The following is a 23,880-nucleotide window of genomic DNA, read 5'->3' on the forward strand; positions in this document are numbered from 1 at the left end:
TCCCGCCCGTGCCTCAGAGGCGGGGATCCATCCGGATGCGTCTTCGCGGAAACGGCCCATATTCACTCCCCCGCGACAGACGGACGATCGTTCCCCATGATCGTCCCGGATCGCGCACCCGACAGGCGCCGTTCCAATAGATCATTCTGCAACGATGTGTTGTAAGAAATGGTTACCTCGCCAGACTATGGAATTTACGGGAAATCATCACCAAGCAATGTTGGATTCCCGTCCTCCGTTGCGCCGGGCCGCCCGTCTTTCGCGATGAATGCGGCGGCCCGGAGCAGTCGGTTCAGCTTTGGGCGGACGCCGCCGCACTCAGCAAGGCCCGGACGGACGCGGTTGCCACGTCGGCATCGACGCCCACGCCGAAGACGGTGCCGCCGGCAGGCGTGCGTACCTCCACATAGGCCGCGGCCTGCACATTGCCGCCCGCGCCGATCGCGTGCTCCGAATAGTCGACGATATCGAGATCCAGCGAGAAGCCCTCACGCAACGCCGCCAGCACGCCGGACAAAAGGCCGTTGCCGCGCCCACTGATCGATTTTTCCTCACCCTGATGCCGTACCCGGCCGACGAAGATGCGATCGCGGCCAGCATGCTGCTCCTCATAGGAGACAAGCTCGTAGGGCTGCGGGCCCACGAGGCGATAATGCGATTCGAACGCTCCCCAGATATCGCCGGCATCCAGTTCACTGCTCGTCCTGTCGGCCAGGGCCTGGACGACGCGGCTGAAATCGGCCTGCAGGCGCTTGGGCAGCTTCAGGCCCTTGTCCTGTTCGATCACCCAGGCGACGCCACCCTTGCCCGATTGCGAATTGACGCGGATCACCGCCTCGTAGCTGCGCCCCAGATCGGCGGGATCGATCGGCAGATAGGGGACGTTCCACAGCCCGTCATTGCGCTTTTCCTGCGCGGCGAAGCCCTTCTTGATCGCGTCCTGATGGCTGCCCGAGAAGGCGGTGAACACCAGATCGCCCGCATAGGGCGTGCGCGGGTGAACCGGAATGTTGGTGCAATAGTTCACGGTGTTCACGATCTCGTCGATGTCCGAGAGATCGAGACCGGGGTGAACGCCCTGCGTGTACATGTTGAGCGCAACCGTCACGAGATCGCAATTGCCCGTCCGCTCGCCATTGCCGAGCAGACAGCCCTCGACGCGGTCGGCACCCGCCATCAGCCCCAGTTCGGCCGCCGCGACGCCGGTGCCGCGATCATTATGCGTGTGGAGTGAGATGACGACGCTGTCGCGGTTCGGCACGTTGCGGCAGAACCACTCGATCTGATCGGCATAGATGTTGGGCGTTGCAGCTTCCACCGTGGCGGGCAGGTTCAGGATCAGCGGATTTTCAGGCGTCGGGCGCAGCACGTCCATCACGGCTGCGCAGACTTCGACGCTGAAATCCAGCTCGGCGGTGGAGAAGGTCTCCGGGCTATATTCGAAATGCCATTCCGTATTCGGCTGCTTCGCGGCCTCGTCGCGCAGGATCTTCGCGCCATTGACGGCGATGTCGCGAATCTGGCCACGCGACATGTCGAACACGATCTGTCGCCATGCCGGCGATACGGCATTGTAGAGGTGCACGATCGCGGCGCGCGCGCCCTGAAGGCTCTCGAAGCTCTTTTCGATCAGGTCGCGGCGCGATTGCGTGAGCACCTGGATGGTCACGTCGTCAGGGATCGCGCCCTTGCGGATCAGGCCGGAGATGAAATCAAATTCGGTGGCTCCGGCAGAGGGGAAGCCGACCTCGATCTCCTTCACGCCCACCTTCACGAGCAGTTCGAAGAAGCGGCTCTTCTTCTCCTCGTTCATCGGATCGATCAGCGCCTGATTGCCGTCGCGCATGTCGGTGGAAAGCCAGCGCGGCGCCCTGGTGATGGTCCGGGAGGGCCATTGGCGATCGGGCAGGTCGATCTGGGGGAAGGGGCGATACTTGGTCGAAGGGTCACTCAGCAAAGGCATTGATGGTCTCGACGTCAAACGGGCGTGATGGCGCATGGACTCCGCATCCGGCGCGGCGATGATCCCCTTAGGCGGTCGAAGGCGGCGCGATGGCCTGCCCAGCGATAGACGCGCCTAAGGGCGCGTAAGTCGAAGCGTAAGCAGGAGGGCGCGGGCAGCCATCATATCGGATCGGGCGCATAATGCGCTTGGGGGGCGCCGTCCAGCCCCGACGCAAGGGATGGAGGCGGGAAGCGTGGCCGCCCGGCGGACGTTCCGTTACCGCCTTGGTCGCCCGCGATGATATTTTCGTCGCTTCGGACGGGCAATGGCGCACCGCGTCGCATAGCTTCGACTCGCTAGGGGGCGAAGGTCGCGCTATTGTGCGTTGCCGAAGGGGGCTGGGCGAATGGTTTTCACGATGGCGAACCTGTTGTTCGGTTCGGCGCTGTTGCTGGCGCTGACGTCCATCCCGCGCACCACCCTCTATCTGCGTGGGGCGCTTGCCGTGGTGGGCGCCGCCGGGCTCGCTTACGTGATCCTGCACGGGCGCGGTTTCGGCGCCGCGATGGTATGCGGCGCGCTGATGACGATCAGCGCGGCCAAGACGCTCTTCTCGATCAACTGGGGCAGCAAGGTGCGGCTTTCGGCCGAGGAGGTGGCGATGGTGGAACGCTGCTTTTCTTCCATCCCGCGGACGACCGTGCGCCATCTGCTGGATCAGGGGCTGTGGATGTCCGGAAAGGCCGGGGAATCCCTGCTGCAGGAAGGCGCGCCGGCGACTCATCTTTTCTATCTGAGCGAGGGCGAGGTTTCGGTCTCCTCGGGCGGGCGTGAACTGGCGACGAGCGGGCCGGGCCATTTCTTCGGTGAGATCACCGTGCTGGCCGGTGGACCCGCCACGGCGAGCGTCTCGCTCAAGACGCCTGCGCGCTTCTGGTGCGCCACGGCGGATTCGCTTCATTCCTTCCTGGCGCTCTATCCCGATTATCGGGCGATCCTGGAGGCGGCCTTCGCGGGCGACCTGCGCGACAAGCTGAGGCTGGCGAATCAGCGCATGGTATCGATGGAAGCGGCGCTGCACGCAGCGGTGTGAGCCAGGGGCGATCGGGCCTCCTGAGTGTCGCCCTGGTTGCCGCAAGGACGCTATCGTCCCTCTATCAGGCTGCGGGGCACGAAATCGAAGGCCTCGGCCGGAAGCCAGCCCATCACATAATTGAGATAGAACAGCCCGAACAGCACGGCGGCGACGATCGTCGTCCAGAAACTCGTGCGGCCGAAGCTGAAGCTGGGGGGCGCGCCATGCATCTCGCCGGGGATCGTCGGCGCCGGCGGGGCATCCTTGCGCTGGAGGCGGAAGGGCAGAACGAAGAAGAAGCTCAGCGCCCAGAACAGCGAATAGATGGCGATGATCGAGCTGAAACGCATGGGGCGGAATCCACGAAGCCGATGGCCGCCGGAACCGGATGGAAGCGAGACCCGCTCCCCGTCACCCCGGAGAGGATCCGGGGCCTACCGGGCGGCGATCCCGATCGCTCGGGAATGCCGCACCGGGGATGCCGGAACAAGTCCGGCATGACGGGAGATCGTCGGGTCCTTGGGATCAGCGGGCGTCGAGCGGAACGTAATCGCGCTGCGTGGCGCCCGTGTAGAGCTGCCGCGGGCGGCCGATCTTCTGATCGGGATCGGTGATCATCTCGCTCCACTGCGCGATCCAGCCGGCGGTACGCGCCAGCGCGAACAGAACCGTGAACATCGAGGTGGGGAAGCCGATCGCCGAAAGGATCACACCCGAATAGAAGTCCACGTTCGGGTAGAGCTTCTTGTCGATGAAGTAGGAATCGTGGAGCGCGATCTGCTCCAGCTCGCGTGCCGTATCCAGAACAGGATCGGAAATGCCCAGCTTGTCGAGCACTTCGGTCGCCGCCTTGGAGAGCACCTTCGCGCGTGGATCGAAATTCTTGTACACGCGATGGCCGAAGCCCATTAGTCGGAACGGATCGTCCTTGTTCTTGGCGCGGGCGATATATTCCGGAATGCGATCCGGCGTGCCGATCTCGCGCAGCATGTTGAGCGCGGCCTCGTTCGCGCCGCCATGCGCCGGACCCCACAGGGTGGCGATGCCGGCGGCGATGCAGGCGAACGGGTTCGCGCCCGAGGATCCGGCGAGACGGACCGTGGAGGTCGATGCGTTCTGCTCATGATCGGCATGGAGGATGAAGATCTTGTCCATCGCATCTTCGATGACCGGATCGATCACATATTCCTCGGCCGGCACACCGAACGTCATGCGCAGGAAATTGCCCGCGTAGCTCAGCTTGTTGTCCGGATAGAGGAAGGGCTGGCCGACCGAATATTTGTAGGCCATCGCCGCCAGCGTCGGGATCTTCGCGATCAGCCGGTGGCTGGCGATCTTGCGCTGTTCGGGATCGGCGATGTCCGTCGAATCGTGATAGAAAGCGGAGAGCGCGCCCACGACGCCGCACATGATCGCCATCGGATGCGCATCGCGACGGAAACCGCGGAAGAAGGTCGCGATCTGCTCGTGCACCATCGTGTGGCGGTTGATCGTGTAGGTGAAGTTGGTCAGCTCGTCCTTCGTCGGCAGCTCGCCGTTCAGGAGGAGGTAGGAAACCTCCATGAAGCTCGACTTTTCGGCCAGCTGATCGATCGGATAGCCACGGTGCAGCAGGATGCCGGCATCGCCATCGATATAGGTGATCTTCGATTCGCAGCTCGCGGTGGAAGTGAAGCCGGGATCGTAGGTGAAGGCGCCTGTATCGGCATAGAATTTGCGGATATCGACGACATCGGGCCCCGTACTGCCCGAGCGTACCGGATAATCGAAGCTCTTGCCTCCAAGGCCGATCGTGCTCGTGTCGCCCATGCCGATATTCTCCTTCAAATCTATGCCGGCCGATCGATCTGGTCGCCCAGACGGGCCAGACTTTCCTCGCGCCCGATGAGGACGAGGACATCAAAGATCCCCGGCGAAGTCGTCCGGCCGGTCAAGGCTGCACGCAGCGGCTGCGCGAGCTTGCCGAGGCCAAGTCCTTCCTCTTCCGCGACCTGACGGACGGCGGCTTCGAGCATCGCGATGCTCCAGTCGTCAACCGCCGCGAGCGCATCCCGGGCACGCGCCAGCAGACGACGCGCGTCGCCATCTAGCAGCTTGCCGGCGGCTTCGTCCACGTCCAGCGGGCGAGTGCGGAAAAGGAATTGTGCGCTCTCTGTCAAATCATTGAGATTCTTGGCTCTTGGCTTCAGCGAAGCCATGGCGCGGTGCAGCAGATCGCGCTTTTCCGAGTCGTTCTTTAGGCCCATTCGGGCCGCCACGAGATCGGCCAGGCGCGCATCATCCGCCTCGCGCAGATAATGGCCGTTGAGGTTCTCGAGCTTCTTCAGATCGAAGCGCGAAGCGCTGCGGCCGACTCCGGCCAGATCGAACAGTTCGACGGCGCGATCACGCGCGATGATCTCCTCGTCGCCATGGCCCCAGCCCAGGCGCAGCAGATAGTTGTTCACCGCCTCCGGCAGCAGGCCCAGTTCGTCACGATAGGCATCCACGCCCAGCGCACCGTGCCGCTTGGAAAGCTTGGCGCCGTCCGCGCCGTGGATCAGCGGGATATGCGCGTAGGTCGGCTCCGCCCAGTTCATCGCGCGGATGATGCCGAGCTGGCGGAAGGCATTGTTGAGATGATCGTCGCCCCGGATGATGTGGGTGACGCCCATGTCGTGATCGTCGACGACGACGGCCAGCATATAGGTCGGCGTGCCGTCCGAACGGAGCAGGATCATGTCGTCCAGCACGTCGTTCGCGACGGTGACGCTGCCCTGCACCTTGTCGTGGATGGTCGTCTCGCCACCGCGATCCGCCTTGATCCGGACCACGAAGGGCTGGTCGATCGGCCCATCGGTACGATCGCGCCACGGGCTGTCCACCTTGAAGGGGCGCTTGGCGGCCTGCGCGGCCTCGCGCTGGGCGGTCAACTCCTCCTGCGTCATCCAGCAGCGATAGGCGCTGCCGCCGTCCAGCATCGCCTGCGCGACCTCGGCGTGGCGCGCCATGCGGGCGAATTGATAGACTTCCTGGCCGTCCCAATCGAGCTGGAGCCAGCGCATCCCGTCAAGGATCGCCTCGATCGCGGGCTCGGTGGAGCGGGCGCGGTCGGTATCCTCGATCCGCAGCAGGAACTTGCCGCCATGGTGGCGGGCGAACAACCAGTTGAAGAGCGCGGTGCGCGCTCCGCCGATATGGAGATAGCCGGTCGGCGAGGGGGCGAAGCGGGTTACGACCGCCGTGCCCGTCGCTTCGGGTGCGCTTGCGCTCAACGAATGCCTCTTACAAGCTGGACCCGGTCTGCGGGTCTAGGGGTGGGGCCCCCTAGCATGACGCTCCCCGGGGGCAAATGGGGCGGAGGGGGAAATGGGCGCGGAAGCAGAATGGGCGGTCGCGTCTTCTGGCGATCCGCATCCGGCGCGCTGGCGCGCGGCGGCCGAGCGGTGGCTGGAGGCGGAGCGGGATCAGGTTGGCCTGTGGCTGCCGGTGGCGCTGGGCCTGGGCATCGGCCTGTATTTCGCGCTGGGAGCGCCCTGGATGTGGCTGGCGGCGGCGGCGCTGTTCGGAGGCGCGGGTGCGGCGGCGCTCGCCATCGGGCGGGGCGGGCGGCTGGCGCGGTCGATCGGCTGGAGTGCGCTCGTCGCGATGCTGGGCATCGGGCTGGCCTGGACGCGCAGCATGGAGGTGGCGGCGCCCGTGCTGGCGCGGCCCCAGGTGGTGGCGCTGTCCGGTACGATGATCGAGGCGGATCGGTTGCCGGCACGCGGGCAGGTGAGGCTGCTCGTCTCGCCGGATGCGGGGGCGGGATTGCCACCGCGGGTGCGGGTGTCGATCGACGATGCCGAGGCGCCTCCGGCGCTGGATCCCGGAGCCCGCATCGCGATGCGGGCGCGGCTTGTGCCTCCGCCCGAAGCGGCGGTGCCGGGGGCCTATGATTTCGCGCGGGTCGCCTGGTTCCGGCGGATCGGCGCGACGGGCAAGGCATTGGGGCCGGTGGCGATCGTGGCCCCGCCGGAGCGTGGCGGGTTCCGGCGCTGGCTGGCGACGAAGCGCGCGGCGCTGACCCGCCATATCCAGGATCGGCTGGAAGGAAGCATCGGCGGCGTCGCGGCGGCTTTCGTCACCGGCGATGTTGGTGCGATCGCGCAGGGGGATGCGGATGCGATGCGCCGCTCGGGCCTTGCCCATCTGCTTTCGATCAGCGGCCTGCATGTGGCGGCGGCGATCGGGGCGACGATGTTCCTCACCCTGAAGCTGCTCGCGTTCAGCGAGCGGCTGGCGCTGCGCTGGCCTCTGCACCTGATCGCGGCGGGCGCGGGCGCTTTGGCCGGGATAGGCTATACCCTGCTTTCGGGCGCGGAGGTGCCGACGGTGCGTTCCTGCGTGGCGGCCCTGATCGTGCTCGCGGGCCTCGCGATCGGGCGGGAGGCGATGACGCTGCGGCTCGTGGCGGTCGGCGCGCTGGTGGTGCTGCTGTTCCGGCCGGAGGCGCTCGTCGGGCCGAGCTTCCAGTTGAGCTTTGCCGCCGTCACCGCGATCGTGGCGCTGCACGATCATCCGTTGGTCCGCGCGTTCACGCTCAGGCGCGACGAAAGCTGGCCACGCCGGATGGCTCGCGAGATCGGCTCGCTGCTGCTGACGGGCATCGTCGTGGAAGCCGCGCTGGCCCCGATCGGCCTCTATCATTTTCACAAGGCCGGCCTGTACGGCGCCTTTGCCAACATCATCGCGATCCCGCTGACCACCTTCGTCATCATGCCGGCGGAGGCGATGGCGCTGCTGCTGGATCTGGCCGGTGCCGGCGGCCCCCTCTGGTGGGTGGCGGGCCGGGGGCTCGCCCTGTTGCTGTGGCTGGCGCGCACGGTGTCGGCGCTGCCGGGCGCGGTTTCCGCGCTGCCCTCGATGCCGCTCGGTGCCTTCGTGGCCATGGTCGCCGGCGGATTGTGGCTGCTGCTGTGGCGCACGCCGACCCGCCGGCTGGGCCTGCTGCCGATCGGCGTCGGCGCGATCTGGGCCATGCTGACGCCGGCGCCGGATCTGCTGGTGACGAATGACGGCCGCCACCTCGCCATCCGGGCGCGAGACGGAAGGATTCACCTGCTGCGATCGCGCGCCGGCGATTATGTGCGCGACGTGCTGGCGACGGGCATGGGCGTTGACGGCGAGGCGCTGGATCTGGATGCGATGCCGGGTGCGCGGTGCAGCGAGGATGCCTGCCTGATCGCCATCGCGCGTGGCGCGCGGACATGGCGGTTGCTCGCCCTGCGCAGCCGCTATCGGCTGGATTGGACACGCCTGACGGCGGTCTGCGCATGGGCCGACATCGTCGTCGCCGATCGCCGCCTCCCGCGCGGCTGCGCGCCGCGCTGGCTGAAGCTGGACGCGCCCGCGCTGCACGCGACGGGGGGTATCGCGATCAACCTTTCGGATGGAAAGATCTCCGCAACAAAAGCGGGCGATGTTCACCCTTGGGCAAATCCATCCAGTGTGATTTTGCCGATTAGATGGAAGGATATCATATAATAGTTTGTTAACATTAACTTTTATGTTGGATGTGGTCTGGCCTGTGCTACGTCCGGAGCGGGAGGATCGCGATGTCGGACGAAACTTCGAATCTCTGGGAAGTGATCGGTCAATCGGATGCATCGCCGATCTGCGCATTCGACCACGAATTTCGGATGATCGCTTTCAATCGCGCGCACAGCGACGAATTCTTCCGTATCTATCATTATCGGGTTCAGATCGGGGATGTCTTTCCGGATCTCTTCCTGCCGGAGCAGCGGCCCGTGATCCGCGGTTTCATGTCGCGTGCGCTGGCGGGAGAGATATTCAACGTCACCGAGGAATTTGGCGATCCGGATCTCTTCAAGCCCTATTGGGACATCTATTATGCGCCGCTGCGCGATGCGAGCGGAACGATCATCGGCGCCTTCCATCATGCCAAGGATATCAGCGATCGGCTGAGGGCCGAGGCGGCGCTGCATTCGGCGGAGGATGCGCTGCGCCAGTCGCAGAAGATGGAGGCCGTGGGCCAGCTGACGGGCGGCGTCGCGCATGATTTCAACAATCTCCTGACCATCGTGAAATCGGCGGTGGAGATGCTCAAGCTGCCAAGCCCGAAGGAGGAAAGGCGCGCGCGCTATGTCGGCGCGATCGACGAGGCGGTGGGCCGTGCGGCGAAGCTGACGCAGCAGCTGCTGGCCTTCGCGCGCCGGCAGACGCTGAAGCCCGAGACGTTCGACGCGAATGCCAACATCCACAAGATGAGCGAGATGATGCAGACGCTGGTGGGCGCGCGCGTTTCGATCACGCGCGATTTCACGGATGACGCGCTGTGCGTGAATGCGGACACGAACCAGTTCGATACCGCGCTCGTCAACATGGCCGTGAATGCGCGGGATGCGATGGAGGGCGAAGGGCATCTGACGATCGCGATCCGCGCGACGGACATGATCCCGGCCATCCGCGAGCGCCCGGCGGTGACGGGGGCGTTCGTGGCGATCAGCATCACGGATACGGGCAGCGGCATCGCGCCCGCCGATCGCGAGCGGATCTTCGAGCCCTTCTACACCACCAAGGAAGTCGGCAAGGGCACGGGGCTCGGCCTCTCGCAGGTGTTCGGCTTCGCGCGCCAGTCCGGCGGCGAGATACAGGTGGAAAGCGAAGTGGGCGCGGGCAGCCGCTTCACCCTCTATCTGCCGCAGGTGGAGACGCCGGCGCTGGCGGAGCCGCTGATCGCGACGGATGAACCCGAGCATGCCGATACCACGCCGTGCGTGTTGGTGGTGGAGGACAATGCCGAGGTGGCGGCCAGCACGGTGGATGTGCTGGATCAGCTGGGTTTCCGCACCGTACTGGCGATCAACGGTGTCGAGGGGCTGCGCGAGATCGCCAACGATGCCGAACGCTTCGACGTGGTTTTTTCCGATGTCGTGATGCCGGGGATGACGGGCATCGAAATGGGCAAGGAGATACGGCGGATCCACGGCGGGCTGCCGGTGGTGCTGGCGAGCGGCTACAGCCATGTGCTGGCGGCGGGCGGCACGGACGGCTTCGAGCTGATCCACAAGCCCTATTCGATCGACCAGGTCTCCCGCATCCTGCGCCGCGCGGCGGCGACACGGGACCGGCCGGATAAGCGGGCGGCTTGAGATTTGCGGGGCAAGGCTTCGGAGTAGCGGCTTCTGGTGGAAAGCGGACGGAGTAATGACATCCATGCGCCAATACCTTATGTGAAAGCATGATCTTTTTGTTGCTGGCTGCAGCGTCTGCATTTTGCCCGCCGACCCCAAAGAGCTGGGAACGACAAGAGAATAGCGTTGTGTCGGTGCCGGGGTGGAATACTGTAGGCCTAAAAATAAGTGGAAAGCCGTTGTGGAACGGCAACGCAATATCTTGGAAAAATTTGCGTCGTAACTTACAAATTGTCGGTGAAATGGTGCTGCCGAGGCCGATTACCATTTTTCGTCCGGAAAGTGTTGCGCCCTGTAATGAAATAATTCGGACGCGGGCAATGATGATTGAGCATCTGCATTGCAAGGAAGGGGGATGCGGTGAGGGGCCAAGCTGGAACGAGTTCAGCTCGCTGAGCCGCGCCGCCGACTTTTAAAACCCTTGGTAGAACGTCAGTAAATGGGGCGTAAGCAGAAGCCTACTTCCCAAACACGAGTGGGTGGAGACAACGCCGAAATACCGTGCCGTCGCCGCCCGGATGCCTCAGGCCACCCGGCACTATCTCGAACCGCCAAGTGAAATGCTCCGGCCGGCCAAACTGCTTATCGAGTACGGCGTCTATTGCGATCGAACGATCATTGATGATTTGCACTCGTTTGACGTGCCACCATACCTCGAATTCGTTGAGGCTTTTCGCATCAAGCGCATATCGAGCCTCTCGATCCGAGCACCCATCAGCAATCTGCTCATCCCAAGAGCCGCGAAACGCCGTCGGAATAACAGTCGCCCACCGTGGCAAGGTTGTTTTCGGCGGTTGAGCTGACGCTCCTGTGACCAAGATCATGAAGCAAAGGCTAACCAAACTGATGGTCCGCATCTAGCGAAGCTGCCACTGTCCGCGAACGACCGCAATTGCGGCGAAAATCACCGTAACCTCCAGTCGTCGGGGCCAGGAAGGTGGACGAAGAGGAAGCCATCCAAATTCGCCACGGCGCCGCACGCGATTGTCTGCCCCCCGGTCCGCCCGGGCCGGGCTCAGCCGAATGGCTTGTCGAGCGAGGGCGGGGGTTCCGAGAACCATTTCGGGCCGGATTCCGTCATGTGGAAGCAATCCTCCAGCCGGACGCCGAACTTGCCGGGAAGATAGAGGCCGGGCTCGTTGGAAAAGCACATGCCCGGGGCCAGCGGCGTGGTTTCGCCATGGACGAGATTGACCGGCTCGTGCCCGTCCAGCCCGATGCCGTGGCCGGTGCGGTGCGAAAGGCCGGGTAGCCGATAGCCGGGGCCATAGCCCTGGCGTTCGTAATAAGCGCGCACGGCATCGTCGATCGCGCCTGCGGGCGTGCCGGGCTTCGCCGCGGCGAAGGCGATACGCTGCCCCTGCGCCACCGTTTCCCACACGCGGCGCACCTCGTCCGGCGCGCGGCCGGGAACGAAGCTGCGCGAGATATCCGATTGATAGCCCTCCACCGTGCAGCCGCAGTCCATCAGTACGATCTCGCCCTCGCGCACGCGCTGGGGCTTCGAGGAGCCGTGCGGATAGGCGGCCGCCTCGCCCAGCAGGATCAGGTTGAATTCGGTGACGCCGCCCAGCTTGCGCGTGGCGGCATCCATCAGCGCGCCGATGTCGTGGGGCGTCATGCCCTCGCGGATGCGGGGCGCCGTCCAGCGATAGGCGGCGATCGTGATATCGCTGGCCTTCTGCATCAGCGCGATCTCGGCGGCCGTCTTGCGCATCCGGCAACCGCGCACGACCGGGTTGGCCGAGACGAGTTTCGCCTGCGGCAGCGCATGGGCCAGGCCGTCGCTGGCGAAGAATCGCACGCGCTCCTCGATCCCGATCCGGCCTGTCGCAAGGCCCCGATCACGCAGGGCCTGCGCGATCCGGGCGATCGGATCCTCATCCTCGTTCCACGTCCGCACATCGGCCGGAATGGCAAGCGACTGGCGCACGGAAGGTTCTTCGAAGAAGGGCGTGACGATGATCGCCTCCCCCCTGGCCGGCAGGATGGCGGCGGTCAGCCGCTCGCTCAGCCACCATTCGATGCCCGTGAAATAGACAAGGCTCGCGCCGGGCTCGATCAGCATGGCGGCGATGCCGTTTTCGTGCATCAGGCGCTGGGCGCGTTCGAGGCGGGCGGCGCGTTCGGCGGCGTCGATCGGCTTCACGTCGCCCGTCATGCTCGCGAGATCGCTGGTGTCGATCTCGGCGGCGAAGGCGCCTGCGGGCAGGAGCGACAGGGCGGCGCCGCCGAGCGCACCGCCCAGCAGTTCGCGCCTGCCGATCCCGCCCGTTTTCATGGCGCCGGATTCAGGGCGATGCAGTCCCCGCCTTTGGCGATGACCGCCTTGCACAGATCCTGCGCGTCGGCGCGGCTGGAAAGGCCGCTGGCCTGAAGCCGCCAGATCGCGCCGGCCTGCGCGGTAACGTGGGGGAGGCTGGCGAGGCGGGGCAGCTTCTTCACGAGCAGGCGCCAATGCTCCTCGGCTTTCTCCTGCGTCGCGATCGCGCCCAGTTGCACCCGCCATTTACCGGAGGCGGGAGGGGGCGCCGGTGCCGGACGCAGCGGGGCCGTCTCGACTGGCGACTTTGCGACCGGGGGCTTCGCGGCCGGGGCGGCGGGCGGAGGCGCGACGGGGGGGGGGGGCGCTAGGGAAGCGGGGCTCGTGGCGGGCGCGGGCTGCGGCTCCGGGCGGGGCGGCAGGAGTGGCGCGGCGCTCGAAGGTTGCGAAGGAGGCAGCTCGATCGTCTGGATCGGCGTCGGGGCCGCACGGGGGGGCAGGGCCGCCGTGGTCGCGGGCACACCGGGTTGTGCCGCAGGGGCGGCGGCCGGGGGTGTCGGGGGAACAGGCTGGCCAGGGCGGATCGCCGCCGAGGCGGCCCGATCCTGATCGGTGACATAGGGCTCCATCAGCTGGAGGCTGCGGATCGCCTGCGGAAGCCCCCTGTCGGCGGAGGCGCGCATTTCCGCATAGGAGCGGGGCAGGTCCTTCGGCACGCCATCGCCATTGAAGCGCGCGGTGGCGAGCAGATACAGGGCGCGTGCGTCCTGCCGCGTCTCGGCCGCTTCCAGCAGCGGAATGGATTCCTTGCGATCGCCCTTGGTGAACAGCAGCAGCCCCAGCGCATCCGCCGCGCGCAGATCGCCCAGCGAGGCGGCCTTGCGGAACCAGGCGATCGCCTGATCGCGATCAGGCGTCACGCCCTGGCCGGTGCGATAGGCCTCACCCAGCAGGAATTGCGAATCCCGATCGCCGGCAGCCGCCTTCGTCTGGATCTCCCCGATCGTCTGCGCGAATGCGGGCGTGGCCAGCGTCAGCAGCAGGGCGGCACAGGCGGCGCGCGCTTTCATCCCAGGATCACCCCGCCCTTGATCGTCGTCACGACGCGCCCTTCCACGGGCAGGCCGTCGAAGGGCGTGTTGCCCGCGCTGGCGACCAGCTTTTCCGAATTGATGCGCCACGGGGCATGCGCGTCCACCACGAGAAGGTCCGCCTCCGCGCCCGGCTGGATCGCGCCCGCCGGCAGGCCGAAGCGCTGTGCCGGCGTGGTGGAGAGCAACTGGAACAGGCGCTCGATCGAAACCATGCCGTCGCGCACCAGCGCCAGCGACAAGGCCAACAGGGTCTCGGCGCCGGCCATGCCGGGCTCGGCATCGGAGAAAGGCAGGCGCTTGGCTTCCGGGCCGCGCGGATCATGACCGGAGCAGATCAGGTCGATCGTGCCGTCCGCCAGGGCGGCGATGCAGGCGAGCCGATCGGCTTCCTCCCGCAACGGGGGGGACAGGCGCGAGAAGGTCCGGAAATCGCCCATCGCCACATCGGAAAGCAGGAAGTGCGCAGGCGTGATCCCGCAGGTGACGGGGATGCCACGGCGCTTGGCGGCCCGGATCAGATCGAGCGCGCGCGCGGTCGTCACCTGGCGGAAATGGATCGGCGCGCCGCTGATCTCGGCCAGCAGCAGATCGCGTTGTACGGCGAGCGCCTCCGCTTCGGCGGGGGCGGCAGGAAGGCCCATGCGGGTGGCGGATTCACTTTCCGTGGCCACGGTGCCGCGCACCAGCCCTCCATCCTCGGGATGGCTGATGGTGACGAGGCCGAGCGCGCCCGCATAGCCGAGCAGGCGGAGCATGACGGCGGAATCGGCGATCCATTCGCGCCCCGTCGCAACGCCGGTCGCGCCGCCACGCACCATCAGGCCGATCTCGGCCAGGTCGCCACCCTTGAGGCCCTTGGTGGCCGCGGCGAGCGGATGGATCCAGACGTGCGGCTTGCCGGCGGCCGCCGCGCGCTGGATGAGCGCCACCGTATCCAGCGGCGGCGATTGATCGGGCATCAGCAGGGCGCGCGTGATGCCCCCCGCGACGAAGGCGGGCATGTCTATCGCGAACACGCCGACATCGACGATGCCGGGCGCGATCGTCTTGCCGCTGACGTCGATGCGCTTCGCGCCGGCTGGCACGTCGAATCCGCCGACCGCCACGATGCGGCCGCCTTCGGCCAGCACGCCGCCCTCGATCACGCCATCGGGCGTCACGACATGGCCGTTGAGGAGCGCCAGCATCATGCCCAGCCCTCCACGCCGCGCCGGCCGCGCGTGAGCACGTCGAGGCAGGCCATACGCAGCGCCACGCCCATTTCCACCTGCTCGGGAATGGCGGACCGGTTGAGATCGTCCGCCACGTCGCTGGCGATTTCCACGCCGCGATTCATCGGGCCGGGGTGCATGACGAGCGCGTCGGGGGCCGCGCGGGCGAGGCGCTCGGCGGTGAGGCCATAGAGCGCGTGATATTCGCGGGGGGAGGGGACGAAGGCGCCGTCCATCCGCTCGCTCTGGAGGCGGAGCATCATCACCACGTCCGCGCCTTCCAGCCCGGCATCGAAATCGGTAAAGCGGGTGACGCCCATCCGTTCGACATGGGCAGGCAAAAGTGTGGGCGGGCCGACGACGCGCACGTCCGCGCCCAGTGTGCCAAGCGCGAGGATGTTCGATCGCGCGACGCGGCTGTGCAGCACATCGCCGCAGATCGCGACGGTGAGCCCGGCGATGCGGCCCTTGCGACGGCGGATCGTGAGCGCATCGAGCAGGGCCTGTGTGGGATGTTCGTGCCGGCCATCGCCGGCATTGAGGACGGGGCAGTCCACCTTGTCCGCGATCAGCCGTACCGCGCCCGACGATTCGTGGCGGATCACGATCACGTCCGGCCGCATGGCGTTCAGCGTGATCGCGGTATCGATCAGCGTCTCGCCCTTCTTCACGCTCGACTGGGCGACGGCCATGTTGACCACGTCCATGCCCAGCCGCTTGCCGGCGATCTCGAAGCTCAGCAGCGTGCGCGTGCTGTTTTCGAAGAAGGCGTTGATCTGGGTGAGACCGTGGAGACGGTCGTCACGCTTTTCGGTGGAGCGGTTGAGCGCGATCCACTGTTCGGCCTCGTCGAGCAGGAAGAGGATTTCGTGCGGCGCGAGGCCGGCGATACCGAGCAGGTGGCGATGGGGGAACGGATGAACCCCCAACCTCTCGTCTCTGGAGCGGGGCGGGGCGGAAGACATCGTCGCCGCTCCTATCGGGGGTGGTGCCTTTGCTCAAGTTCGATGTGAGCCGGCGCGTCGTGGCTCCGGCGTCAGCCGATGCCGGCGATCGCATCGATCGCGCCCTGAAGGATGTAGGCGGCGGCCAGCTTGTCGACCAGCTCGCGGCGGCGCGCACGGCTGGCATCCGCTTCCAGCAACGTGCGTGTCACGGCAGCGGTGGACCAGCGCTCGTCCCACAGCAGGATAGGCAGGCCGAGATCGTCTATGTTGCGGCAGAAAGCGCGGACGGACTGGGTGCGCGGGCTATCGGTGCCGTCGAGATTGAGGGGCAGGCCGACGACGAGGCCGCGTGCGCTTTGCTGTACGAGCAGCTGTCGCAGGATCGCCTTGTCCACCGAGAATTTGGCGCGGCGGATCGTTTCGGCCGGGCTCGCGATATGCCAGCCCGCATCGCAGAAGGCGACACCGATTGTTCTGGTGCCGACGTCCAGCCCGGCGAGGCGACCGCCTTCCGGGAGCGCGTCGCGAAAATCGAGGGCTTTGGTGGCGATCATGGAACGGGCATCGTGGCGGTGCGGCGTTCGGCATCCGCACGGAGATTCGCCCAGAACAGGGCATAATCGAAGACGTGATAATTGTTGCCCGGCAGCACATAGCCCCCGAAGCCTTCGGGCGGGGCGCCGATCGAGAGGATGCCCTCGGGCGTGCAGGCTGCGCCGACCAGGCCTTTCTTCAGATCGGCCGTGGAATAGTCCGCATTCGGCACCAGCGCGCCGCGATTGGCGGAGGCGGGCGCCGATCCGCCCGGAATGCCGGTCAGGGGATTGGAGCAGAGCATCGTCGTGCCCTTGCGGGGCAGGCCGGCATAGCCGGTGGTGGCATCGAAATAAGCGGCGATCAGGCGCGGCTCGGTAGGCTCCGCGAAGCTCTGCCACGAGACGAGGCAGGTGTGGCTGTCGGGGGTCTTGCAGGCGGGCAGGCTCAAAGCCGGCAGATCGGCCGTGCTGGAGATCGGCCAGCCGATCGCATAGGCCGCCACGACGCGCGAGCGGAGCTCCGTACCGCGCACCTTCTCCCGCAGCAGGCGGAGCAGGTGGAGCGAGCCCTGGCTGTGGCCGGCGAGGATGATCGGCCGGTCGAGCGGTTGGGCGGCGACGAAGACATCGAAGGCGCGGGCGACGTCGGCATAGGCCAGATCCATCGCTTTCGCGGCGCGGGGATCGCCAGCGACGAGGAAGGCGCCCAAAGTCGCCTGCCGGTAATAAGGAGCCCAGACGGGGCCGATGCCATTGAAGGCGCTGGCCTGGCTTTTCGCGAACAGGATCGTGCGGGCCTTCGCCTCCGGATCGGTGACCGGGCCGTTCCAGCGCGCCTTGCTGAGATAGGTGGTGGGCGGGATGTAGAAGATCGCCGCGCGGGGATAAGCGGCGGCGGTGAAGCCCGGCGGCGTGTAGCGTGAGGGATCGAGTGACAGATCGGGGCGGGCGACCCAGGCGGTGACCTTCGCATAATCGGGGGCGGGGCCGGCCTCGTTCCCCGCGAAATCGGCGGATGGCACGAACGTCCAGCGGATGAAGCGATCCTGGAACACGGCCCAGCTGATGCCGAGGGCGAGGATCAGCAGGATGATCGCGGCGATCACATAAAGGAATTTGCGGGCAAGCAGGGCGTGCATCCTCGAACGAAGCGCCGCTCGCCGGGGGCCTGTCGACGGGGCGGCCCCCGCTTCGCGATCGGAAGCGGGGTGGTGTCTCGGCAGGCCCCCGGCGAGCGGGATTTCGCGGCTGCTGTAATCGGCGGCGGGGTTCGCGTCCACGCATCGCCTTGTCGCGGGCGGTGGCCGATGCTAGCCGCGCCTCCATGTCCGTAGATGCCGCCACCGTTCGCAAGATTGCGAGCCTCGCCCGTATCGCCGCCACCGAGACCGAGGTGGAGGCGATGGTGCCCGAATTGAACAATATCCTCGGCTGGATCGAGCAACTGGGCGAGGTCGACACGAGCGGCATCGAGCCGCTCGCCGCCGTGATCCCGAACCATCTGCGCCTGCGCGACGACAAGGTGACGGACGGTGGCATTCGCGACAAGGTTCTCCAGAATGCGCCGCAGGCCGAACATGGCTTCTTCGCCGTGCCCAAGGTGATCGAATAATGGCTGCCCTCACCGATCTGACCGTCGCCGCCATTCGCGATGGCGTGCGCGACGGCGCCTTTTCGGCGCGCGAGGTGGCGGAAGCCTTCAATGCGGCGGTCTCCGAGGCGCGCGTGCTCAACGCCTTCATCGTGGAGACGCCCGATCATGCGCTGGCCGCCGCCGACGCCGCCGACAAGGCCCGCGCCGCAGGAACGCTGAAGCCGCTTTCGGGCGTGCCGATCGGCATGAAAGATCTGTTCGCCACCGCCGGCTACCAGACGACCGCCGCCAGCCACATGCTGGAAGGCTTCGTGCCGCCCTATGACGCGACTGTCGCGGCCAGGCTGTTCGATGCGGGCGCCGGCATGCTCGGCAAGCTCAATCTCGATCAGTTCGCGATGGGTTCCTCCAACGAAACCAGCTATTTCGGCAACGTTGTTTCGCCCTGGCGGCGCAATGACGGCGGCAATGCGCCGCTGGCGCCGGGCGGCTCCTCGGGAGGCTCGTCCGCCGCGATCGCCGCGCGGATCGTTCCGGCGGCGACAGGCACGGATACGGGCGGATCGATCCGCCAGCCCGCCGCCTTCACCGGCATTTCGGGCATCAAGCCCACCTACGGGCGCTGCTCGCGCTGGGGCATCGTGGCGTTCGCCTCCTCCCTCGATCAGGCCGGCCCGATGGCGCGCGACGTGCGCGACTGCGCGATCCTGCTGGAGGCGATGAGCGGCTTCGATGCGAAGGATGCGACTTCGCTCGACTTGCCCGTGCCGAATTGGGAAGCGCTTTTATCGAGCGATCTCAAGGGCAAGAAGATCGGTATTCCCAAGGAATATCGGGTCGATGGCATGCCGGCCGAGATCGAGGCGCTGTGGGAAAAGGGCATCGCACTGGTCAAGGATGCGGGCGCCGAGGTGGTGAGCGTCTCCCTGCCGCACACGCGCTATGCGCTGGCGACCTATTATATCATCGCGCCGGCAGAGGCATCGTCCAACCTCGCCCGCTATGATGGCGTGCGTTATGGCCTGCGTGATCTGCCCGAAGGCGCGAACCTGCAGGACATGTATGCGGCGACGCGCGCGGACGGATTCGGCGCGGAAGTGAAGCGGCGCATCCTGATCGGCACCTATGTGCTCTCGGCCGGCTTCTACGATGCCTATTACACGAAGGCCCAGCGCGTGCGGGCGCTGATCGCGCGCGATTTCGAACAGGCGTTCGAACAGTGCGATCTGCTGCTGACGCCGACCGCGCCCTCGGCCGCCTTCGCGCTGGGCGAGAAGACGGCCGATCCGCTCTCCATGTATCTCAACGACGTGTTTACCGTGCCGGCGAGCCTGGCGGGCCTTCCCGCCATGTCCGTGCCGGCGGGTCTGGATTCCCGGGGGCTGCCGCTGGGGCTGCAGATCATCGGCCGCCCGCTGGATGAGCAAAGCGTGCTGGATGCGGGCCTCGCCATCGAGCAGCGCGCGGGCTTCGCGGCGCAGCCGGAGCGGTGGTGGTAGCAGCCGATTCCGCCACCGGATCGGCGCTGGGCCGCCGCCTCCGCGGGATCTTCTCGCGGGAGCGGCTGACCGGCCCGACGGCCACCGTGGTCGTCAGCACGGCGGCGATCAATATCCTGCGCATCGGCAATACGATGCTGCTCACCCGGCTGCTGGCGCCGCGCGATTTCGGCCTGGTGGGGATCATCGGATCGATCTTCTTCGCGATCAGCATGATCACGGATGCCGGCTTCCAGTCCTATATCGTTCGCCACGAGCGTGGGGACGAACCGGAATTCCTGGATGCGATCTGGAGCATCCACATGCTGCGGGGCCTGCTGAACGGCGCGTTCGCAGCCGCGCTCGCGTGGCCGCTCGCGATGATCCTCGACAAGCCGGAAATGGCGCCGCTGATGGCGGTCGTCTCGCTGACGCTCGTCATAGACGGGGCGATGTCGCTCACCCTGCTCACGGCATTGCGGCGCAATCTCGTGCGGCGCCTCTCGATCGTGGATACGGTGGCGTTCCTGGCCCAGCTGGTGACCGGCGTGATCGCGGCGTGGCTGCTGCGCAACGCCTGGGCACTCATCATCTCGATGCTGGCCTATAGCCTGCTGCGCACCACCGCGAGCTATCTGGTATTTCCGGATTCGCGGCGGCGCTTCCGGATCGATCGCGCGCTTTCGGGCGATCTGTGGCGCTTTTCGCGGATCATCGCGGCTTCCAGCATGCTCACGCTGCTGATGAGCCAGGTCGACAAGCTTGTGCTCGCGCGGCTGTTCACGCTTTCCGAATTCGGCGTCTATGCGATCGCCGCCAATCTCGCGATCGCGCCGATCGCGATCGTCGGCCTCTATACCAGCCGCGTCGTCTATCCGGCGATGGCGGAGGCGGGGCGAAACGAGCCGGCGAGCGTGAAAAGGCGGTTCTACGAACTGCGCGGGCCGATGTTCTATCTGTATCTGTTCGGCGCGGGCGGGCTGATCGGCGGTGCGCCGATGCTGATCCGCCTGCTCTATGATCCGCGTTATGTGGGGGCAGGGCCGTTCCTCCAGCTGCTGGCGATCGCCACCGCGCTTTCGATGCTGACGCGATCCGCCAACGAGATGCTGGTGGCGACCGGCCATACGCGCACCACCCTGATCGCCAATCTGGCGCGCGCCGGCTGGCTGGTGCTGGGCGGTGTCGCCGGTCTGCTCCTGTTCGGGCCGATCGGGCTCGTCGGGGCGCTGGCGGTGATCGAGGTGCCGCCCCTCGTTTATTATTTCGTCGTGATGCGCCGCCTGTCCCTGCTCGATGCCCCGCGCGAGGGGCTGGCCTTCGCCGTGCTGCTGGCGGGCGTGGCCGGGGGCGTCGTCGTCAATCTCGCCGCGCATTGGCTTCTGCCATGGCTGTGAGGCGTGGGGAACCGGATCGGCCGCTGCATATCGGCCTGCTCGCGCCCGCCATACCGGCGAGCGGAATCGCCAACGGGATCGTGACCTACACCCGCATCATGCGCGATGCGCTGCGCGCCCAGGGGCATCAGGTCTCCATCCTCACCGCTTTCGATTATGAGGACGAGCGGGGCGAGCCGCACAAGCGCGCTCCGGAGGGGCTGGTCCGCTCCGGTCTCGCCTCGCTGCGGGGGCGGCTGGATCGTGCACGCAGGAGCCGGCGCATCTCGCCCGGCCCTTTCATCGCTACTCTGCGCGAGGTGAATGCCCGGCTTCCGCTCGACGTGCTCGAGATGGAGGAAAGCTTCGGCTGGTCGCGCGATCTGATGGGGCGCGGGCCGACGATCGTCACCCGCCTCCACGGCCCGCACATCTACGGCAAGGACGATCTGGAGACGGACGAGGAGCGTGCGACGAGCGAGCAGCGCATCGTGGACGAGGGGCGCTCCCTTGCGGTGATCCGGGCGCTGACCTCGCCCTCCGCGCGCCTCCTGAAGGCGACGCTGGATCATTATCGCGTGCGCCCGCCGATCGCGGAGACGATCCCCAATCCCATCCCGGTGGCGCCTCCGGCCGAGCGCTGGTCGCTCGGCCGGGCGGATCCAGATCAGTTGCTGTGCGTCGGCCGGTTCGACACGCGCAAGGGCGCCGATGTGGTGGTGGAGGCGTTCCAGCGCGCGCTTCGGCAGCGGCCGGGCCTGCGCCTGGTGATGGTCGGGCCTGATCCCGGCCTGACCCAGCCGGATGGCGGCCGCGTGCATTTTGCGGATCATGTGCGCACGCTGAGCCCGGAGGCGCGCGAGCGGATCGACTATCTCGGCCGCCGATCGGCAGAGGAGATTGCGGAACTGCGCCTCCGCTCCGCCTTCACGATCATCGGATCGCGCTTCGAGAATTTCCCCTACAGTCTCGCCGAATCGATGGCGATCGGCGCGCCGTCGATCGTTTCCGACAGTTTCGGCAATGGCGAGATGGTGATCGATGGCGAGACCGGGCTGGTCGTGCCGATCGGCGACAGCGAAGCGATGGCCGCCGGCATCCTGCGCCTGCGCGACAATCCCGGCGCGCTGGCCGAGATGGGCGATCGCGCCTATCGGCGTTGCGCCGAGTGGCTGGATCCGGATCGCGTTGCCCGCGAGACGGTCGCGCTCTATCGAAGGGCCGGCGCTTGAGCATCGGCTTGCCGTGCGCGGGCCGGAACACCACATTTTCCATCGTTGAAGAGATCCATGGCTGACGCATCCACACCCTATCGCATCGAAGGCGCCACCGGCCCGTGGGAGGTCGTGATCGGGCTGGAGGTCCATGCCCAGGTGACGAGCGAGGCCAAGCTTTTCTCGGGCGCCGCCACGGCGTTTGGCGCGGAGCCGAACACGCAGGTGAGCCTGGTCGATGCGGCGATGCCCGGCATGCTGCCCGTGCCCAACAGGGAATGCATCCGCCAGGCGGTGCGCACCGGCATGGCGATCGGGGCCGCGATCAACAAATGGTCGCGCTTCGATCGGAAGAACTATTTCTATGCCGATCTGCCGCAGGGCTATCAGATCAGCCAGCTCTACCATCCGCTGGTGGGCGAGGGCGCGATCGAGATCAGCCTGGACGAGAAGGATCCGGATGCCGAGGTGAAGAGCATCGGTGTCGAGCGCATCCATGTGGAGCAGGATGCGGGCAAGCTGATGCACGATCAGCATCCGACGCGCTCCTATGTCGATCTCAACCGATCGGGTGTCGCGCTGATGGAGATCGTCAGCCGGCCGGACATGCGATCGCCGGCGGAAGCCGGGGCCTATCTGCGCAAGCTGCGCTCGATCCTGCGCTATGTGGGCTCCTGCGACGGCAATATGGAGCAGGGCTCGATGCGCGCCGACGTGAACGTCTCCGTGCGCAAGCCCGGCGATGCCTTCGGCACGCGCACCGAGACGAAGAACGTCAATTCGGTGCGCTTCGTGATGGCCGCGATCGAGGGCGAGGCACGCCGCCAGATCGACGTGATCGAGGCGGGCGGCAAGATCGTGCAGGAAACGCGCCTTTACGATCCCGATCGCAACGAGACGCGATCGATGCGATCGAAGGAAGACGCGCACGATTATCGCTACTTCCCCGATCCCGATCTGCTGCCGCTGGAACTGGCCGACGATTTCCTCGCCGAATGCGAGGCGAGCCTGCCGGAACTGCCGGATGCCAAGCGCCGCCGGTATCGCGATGGGCTGGGCATTTCCGCCGGCAATACCGAGATCATCACCGCCGAGGTGGAAACCAAGGACCGGTTCGAGGATCTGCTGGCGGCGACGGCGGCCAGGCTCGGCAAGAGCGAGGCGGACGTGGCCAAGATCGTGTCCAACTGGTTCGTGTCGGTCACGCTCGGCGCGGCCAACGAATTCGGGCCGGAGCGCTTCGATCGGGTGTTCAGCACCGCCGCCAACGCCTCGATCATCGCGATGACGAGCGATGGCACGCTTTCCAACAGCCTCGCGAAGGACGTGTTCGTCCGTTACGTGGGCAGCGATGGTTCGCTGAGCCCTGAGGATATCGTCGAGCAGGAGGGGCTGAAGCAGACCAGCGACACCGGCGCGATCGAGGCGGTGATCGCGGACGTGATCGCGAAAAATCCCAACCAGCTGGCCCAGTATAAGGGCGGCAAGGAGGCCCTGTTCGGCTTCTTCGTCGGCCAGACGATGAAGGCGATGGGCGGCAAGGCGAACCCCGCCGTGGTGAACGAACTGCTGAAGAAGGCGCTGGCCTGAGGGTTGCGCCCGAACGGCTTGCGCCGTGGCGGCTGGCGTTCAGCCCGCGCCGCCCGTGCTGTTTTCGCCGCCGGGAACGTCCTCCACGCTTTCGCGGCGTGGCGTCGTCTCGGGCGTCACCTGCTCGGGCGAATCGGCCGGCCCGGCGGGCACGGAATCGGGGTTGGGATCGGGCGTGCTGGCCATGTCTCTCTCCATTTTCGGGGGAGAACGCGCGGGTGGCGGGCAGGGCTCCGCCGCACCGCGCTTGCCGCAGGGCGCAGGCTGCTATAGGGAGCCGCCCCTGACCGGCCTCATGCGGGCGTGGCGGAACTGGTAGACGCGCTGGATTTAGGTTCCAGTATCGCAAGATGTGGGGGTTCGAGTCCCTTCGCCCGCACCA

Annotated in this window: 20 protein-coding genes and 1 tRNA gene; 10 read left to right on the forward strand and 11 right to left on the reverse strand. The window is 66.5% G+C overall.

Annotated elements, in window-relative coordinates; translation table 11 throughout:
* Positions 1-292: 292 nt before the first annotated feature.
* Positions 293-1,963 carry a 2-isopropylmalate synthase gene (leuA, locus tag DI605_RS10435; RefSeq protein ID WP_293973020.1) on the reverse strand — a complete coding sequence of 557 codons (1,671 nt, stop codon included), beginning with the start codon at positions 1,961-1,963 and terminating at the stop codon, positions 293-295.
* A 388-nt stretch (positions 1,964-2,351) separates the two neighbouring features.
* Here leuA and DI605_RS10440 point away from each other — a divergent pair, with 388 nt between their 5' ends.
* Positions 2,352-3,038, forward strand: coding sequence for a cyclic nucleotide-binding domain-containing protein (locus DI605_RS10440; protein ID WP_293973023.1), 687 nt, complete (start codon positions 2,352-2,354; stop codon positions 3,036-3,038).
* A gap of 50 nt (positions 3,039-3,088) precedes the next feature.
* Here the strand turns inward: DI605_RS10440 and DI605_RS10445 are convergent, their stop codons facing one another.
* The 3 genes from DI605_RS10445 to gltX all read right to left on the reverse strand — a co-directional run bounded on the left by DI605_RS10445 (position 3,089) and on the right by gltX (position 6,274).
* Positions 3,089-3,370, reverse strand: coding sequence for a DUF1467 family protein (locus tag DI605_RS10445; RefSeq protein ID WP_293973026.1), 282 nt, complete (start codon positions 3,368-3,370; stop codon positions 3,089-3,091).
* Between the two features lie 175 nt (positions 3,371-3,545).
* Positions 3,546-4,829 (reverse strand): citrate synthase, encoded by a 1,284-nt coding sequence (gene gltA, locus DI605_RS10450; protein ID WP_293973029.1) that lies wholly within the window; start codon positions 4,827-4,829, stop codon positions 3,546-3,548.
* A gap of 20 nt (positions 4,830-4,849) precedes the next feature.
* Positions 4,850-6,274, reverse strand: coding sequence for a glutamate--tRNA ligase (gltX, locus tag DI605_RS10455; protein WP_293973032.1), 1,425 nt, complete (start codon positions 6,272-6,274; stop codon positions 4,850-4,852).
* A 94-nt stretch (positions 6,275-6,368) separates the two neighbouring features.
* Between gltX and DI605_RS10460 the strand changes: the two genes are divergently transcribed.
* The 3 genes from DI605_RS10460 to DI605_RS10470 all read left to right on the forward strand — a co-directional run bounded on the left by DI605_RS10460 (position 6,369) and on the right by DI605_RS10470 (position 10,611).
* Positions 6,369-8,525, forward strand: coding sequence for a ComEC/Rec2 family competence protein (locus DI605_RS10460; protein ID WP_293973035.1), 2,157 nt, complete (start codon positions 6,369-6,371; stop codon positions 8,523-8,525).
* A gap of 71 nt (positions 8,526-8,596) precedes the next feature.
* Positions 8,597-10,153, forward strand: a complete 1,557-nt coding sequence (locus tag DI605_RS10465; RefSeq protein WP_293973038.1) for a PAS domain-containing sensor histidine kinase — start codon at positions 8,597-8,599, stop codon at positions 10,151-10,153.
* A gap of 89 nt (positions 10,154-10,242) precedes the next feature.
* Entirely contained in the window at positions 10,243-10,611 is a 369-nt protein-coding gene (locus DI605_RS10470; RefSeq protein WP_293973041.1) for a hypothetical protein, read from the forward strand.
* Positions 10,612-11,210: 599 nt separating this feature from the next.
* Here the strand turns inward: DI605_RS10470 and DI605_RS10475 are convergent.
* From DI605_RS10475 to DI605_RS10500, 6 genes are all read right to left on the reverse strand, one after another.
* Positions 11,211-12,476, reverse strand: a complete 1,266-nt coding sequence (locus DI605_RS10475; protein WP_293973044.1) for a Xaa-Pro peptidase family protein — start codon at positions 12,474-12,476, stop codon at positions 11,211-11,213.
* Complete coding sequence (locus DI605_RS10480; RefSeq protein WP_293973047.1) at positions 12,473-13,528, reverse strand: SPOR domain-containing protein; 1,056 nt, start codon at positions 13,526-13,528, stop codon at positions 12,473-12,475. The genes DI605_RS10475 and DI605_RS10480 overlap by 4 nt, the downstream gene beginning before the upstream one ends.
* A complete protein-coding gene (locus DI605_RS10485; RefSeq protein ID WP_293973398.1) occupies positions 13,525-14,739 on the reverse strand; it encodes a dihydroorotase family protein in 1,215 nt (404 codons plus the stop codon). The genes DI605_RS10480 and DI605_RS10485 overlap by 4 nt, the downstream gene beginning before the upstream one ends.
* Complete coding sequence (locus DI605_RS10490; RefSeq protein WP_293973049.1) at positions 14,739-15,728, reverse strand: aspartate carbamoyltransferase catalytic subunit; 990 nt, start codon at positions 15,726-15,728, stop codon at positions 14,739-14,741. The genes DI605_RS10485 and DI605_RS10490 overlap by 1 nt, the downstream gene beginning before the upstream one ends.
* A 71-nt stretch (positions 15,729-15,799) precedes the next feature.
* Entirely contained in the window at positions 15,800-16,264 is a 465-nt protein-coding gene (gene ruvX, locus DI605_RS10495; protein WP_293973052.1) for a Holliday junction resolvase RuvX, read from the reverse strand.
* The gene (locus DI605_RS10500; RefSeq protein WP_293973055.1) at positions 16,261-17,385 is read right to left on the reverse strand and encodes a DUF3089 domain-containing protein; all 1,125 of its coding nucleotides are present in this window, start codon (positions 17,383-17,385) and stop codon (positions 16,261-16,263) included. Before DI605_RS10500 ends, ruvX begins: the two co-directional genes overlap by 4 nt.
* A gap of 185 nt (positions 17,386-17,570) precedes the next feature.
* Between DI605_RS10500 and gatC the strand changes: the two genes are divergently transcribed.
* From gatC to gatB, 5 genes are read left to right on the forward strand one after another with little or no spacing between them, the layout of a single operon-like run.
* Positions 17,571-17,858 carry an Asp-tRNA(Asn)/Glu-tRNA(Gln) amidotransferase subunit GatC gene (gatC, locus tag DI605_RS10505; RefSeq protein ID WP_293973058.1) on the forward strand — a complete coding sequence of 96 codons (288 nt, stop codon included), beginning with the start codon at positions 17,571-17,573 and terminating at the stop codon, positions 17,856-17,858.
* Complete coding sequence (gene gatA / locus DI605_RS10510; protein ID WP_293973061.1) at positions 17,858-19,339, forward strand: Asp-tRNA(Asn)/Glu-tRNA(Gln) amidotransferase subunit GatA; 1,482 nt, start codon at positions 17,858-17,860, stop codon at positions 19,337-19,339. Before gatC ends, gatA begins: the two co-directional genes overlap by 1 nt.
* On the forward strand, positions 19,333-20,715 hold the full coding sequence (locus DI605_RS10515; RefSeq protein WP_293973064.1) for an oligosaccharide flippase family protein: 1,383 nt from the start codon (positions 19,333-19,335) through the stop codon (positions 20,713-20,715). The genes gatA and DI605_RS10515 overlap by 7 nt, the downstream gene beginning before the upstream one ends.
* Positions 20,706-21,926: a glycosyltransferase family 4 protein gene (locus DI605_RS10520; protein ID WP_293973067.1), complete on the forward strand. Its 1,221-nt coding sequence runs from the start codon at positions 20,706-20,708 to the stop codon at positions 21,924-21,926. The genes DI605_RS10515 and DI605_RS10520 overlap by 10 nt, the downstream gene beginning before the upstream one ends.
* 57 nt (positions 21,927-21,983) lie before the next feature.
* On the forward strand, positions 21,984-23,498 hold the full coding sequence (gene gatB, locus DI605_RS10525; protein WP_293973070.1) for an Asp-tRNA(Asn)/Glu-tRNA(Gln) amidotransferase subunit GatB: 1,515 nt from the start codon (positions 21,984-21,986) through the stop codon (positions 23,496-23,498).
* A 39-nt stretch (positions 23,499-23,537) separates the two neighbouring features.
* On the opposite strand, the gene DI605_RS10530 is transcribed toward gatB, so the two are convergent.
* On the reverse strand, positions 23,538-23,684 hold the full coding sequence (locus tag DI605_RS10530) for a hypothetical protein (protein ID WP_293973073.1): 147 nt from the start codon (positions 23,682-23,684) through the stop codon (positions 23,538-23,540).
* Positions 23,685-23,795: 111 nt separating this feature from the next.
* On the opposite strand from DI605_RS10530, the gene DI605_RS10535 reads away from it, so the two are divergent.
* Positions 23,796-23,880 (forward strand) — tRNA-Leu (locus DI605_RS10535).

It is taken from the genome of Sphingomonas sp. (assembly GCF_003248515.1).
Lineage (GTDB): Bacteria > Pseudomonadota > Alphaproteobacteria > Sphingomonadales > Sphingomonadaceae > Sphingomonas_I.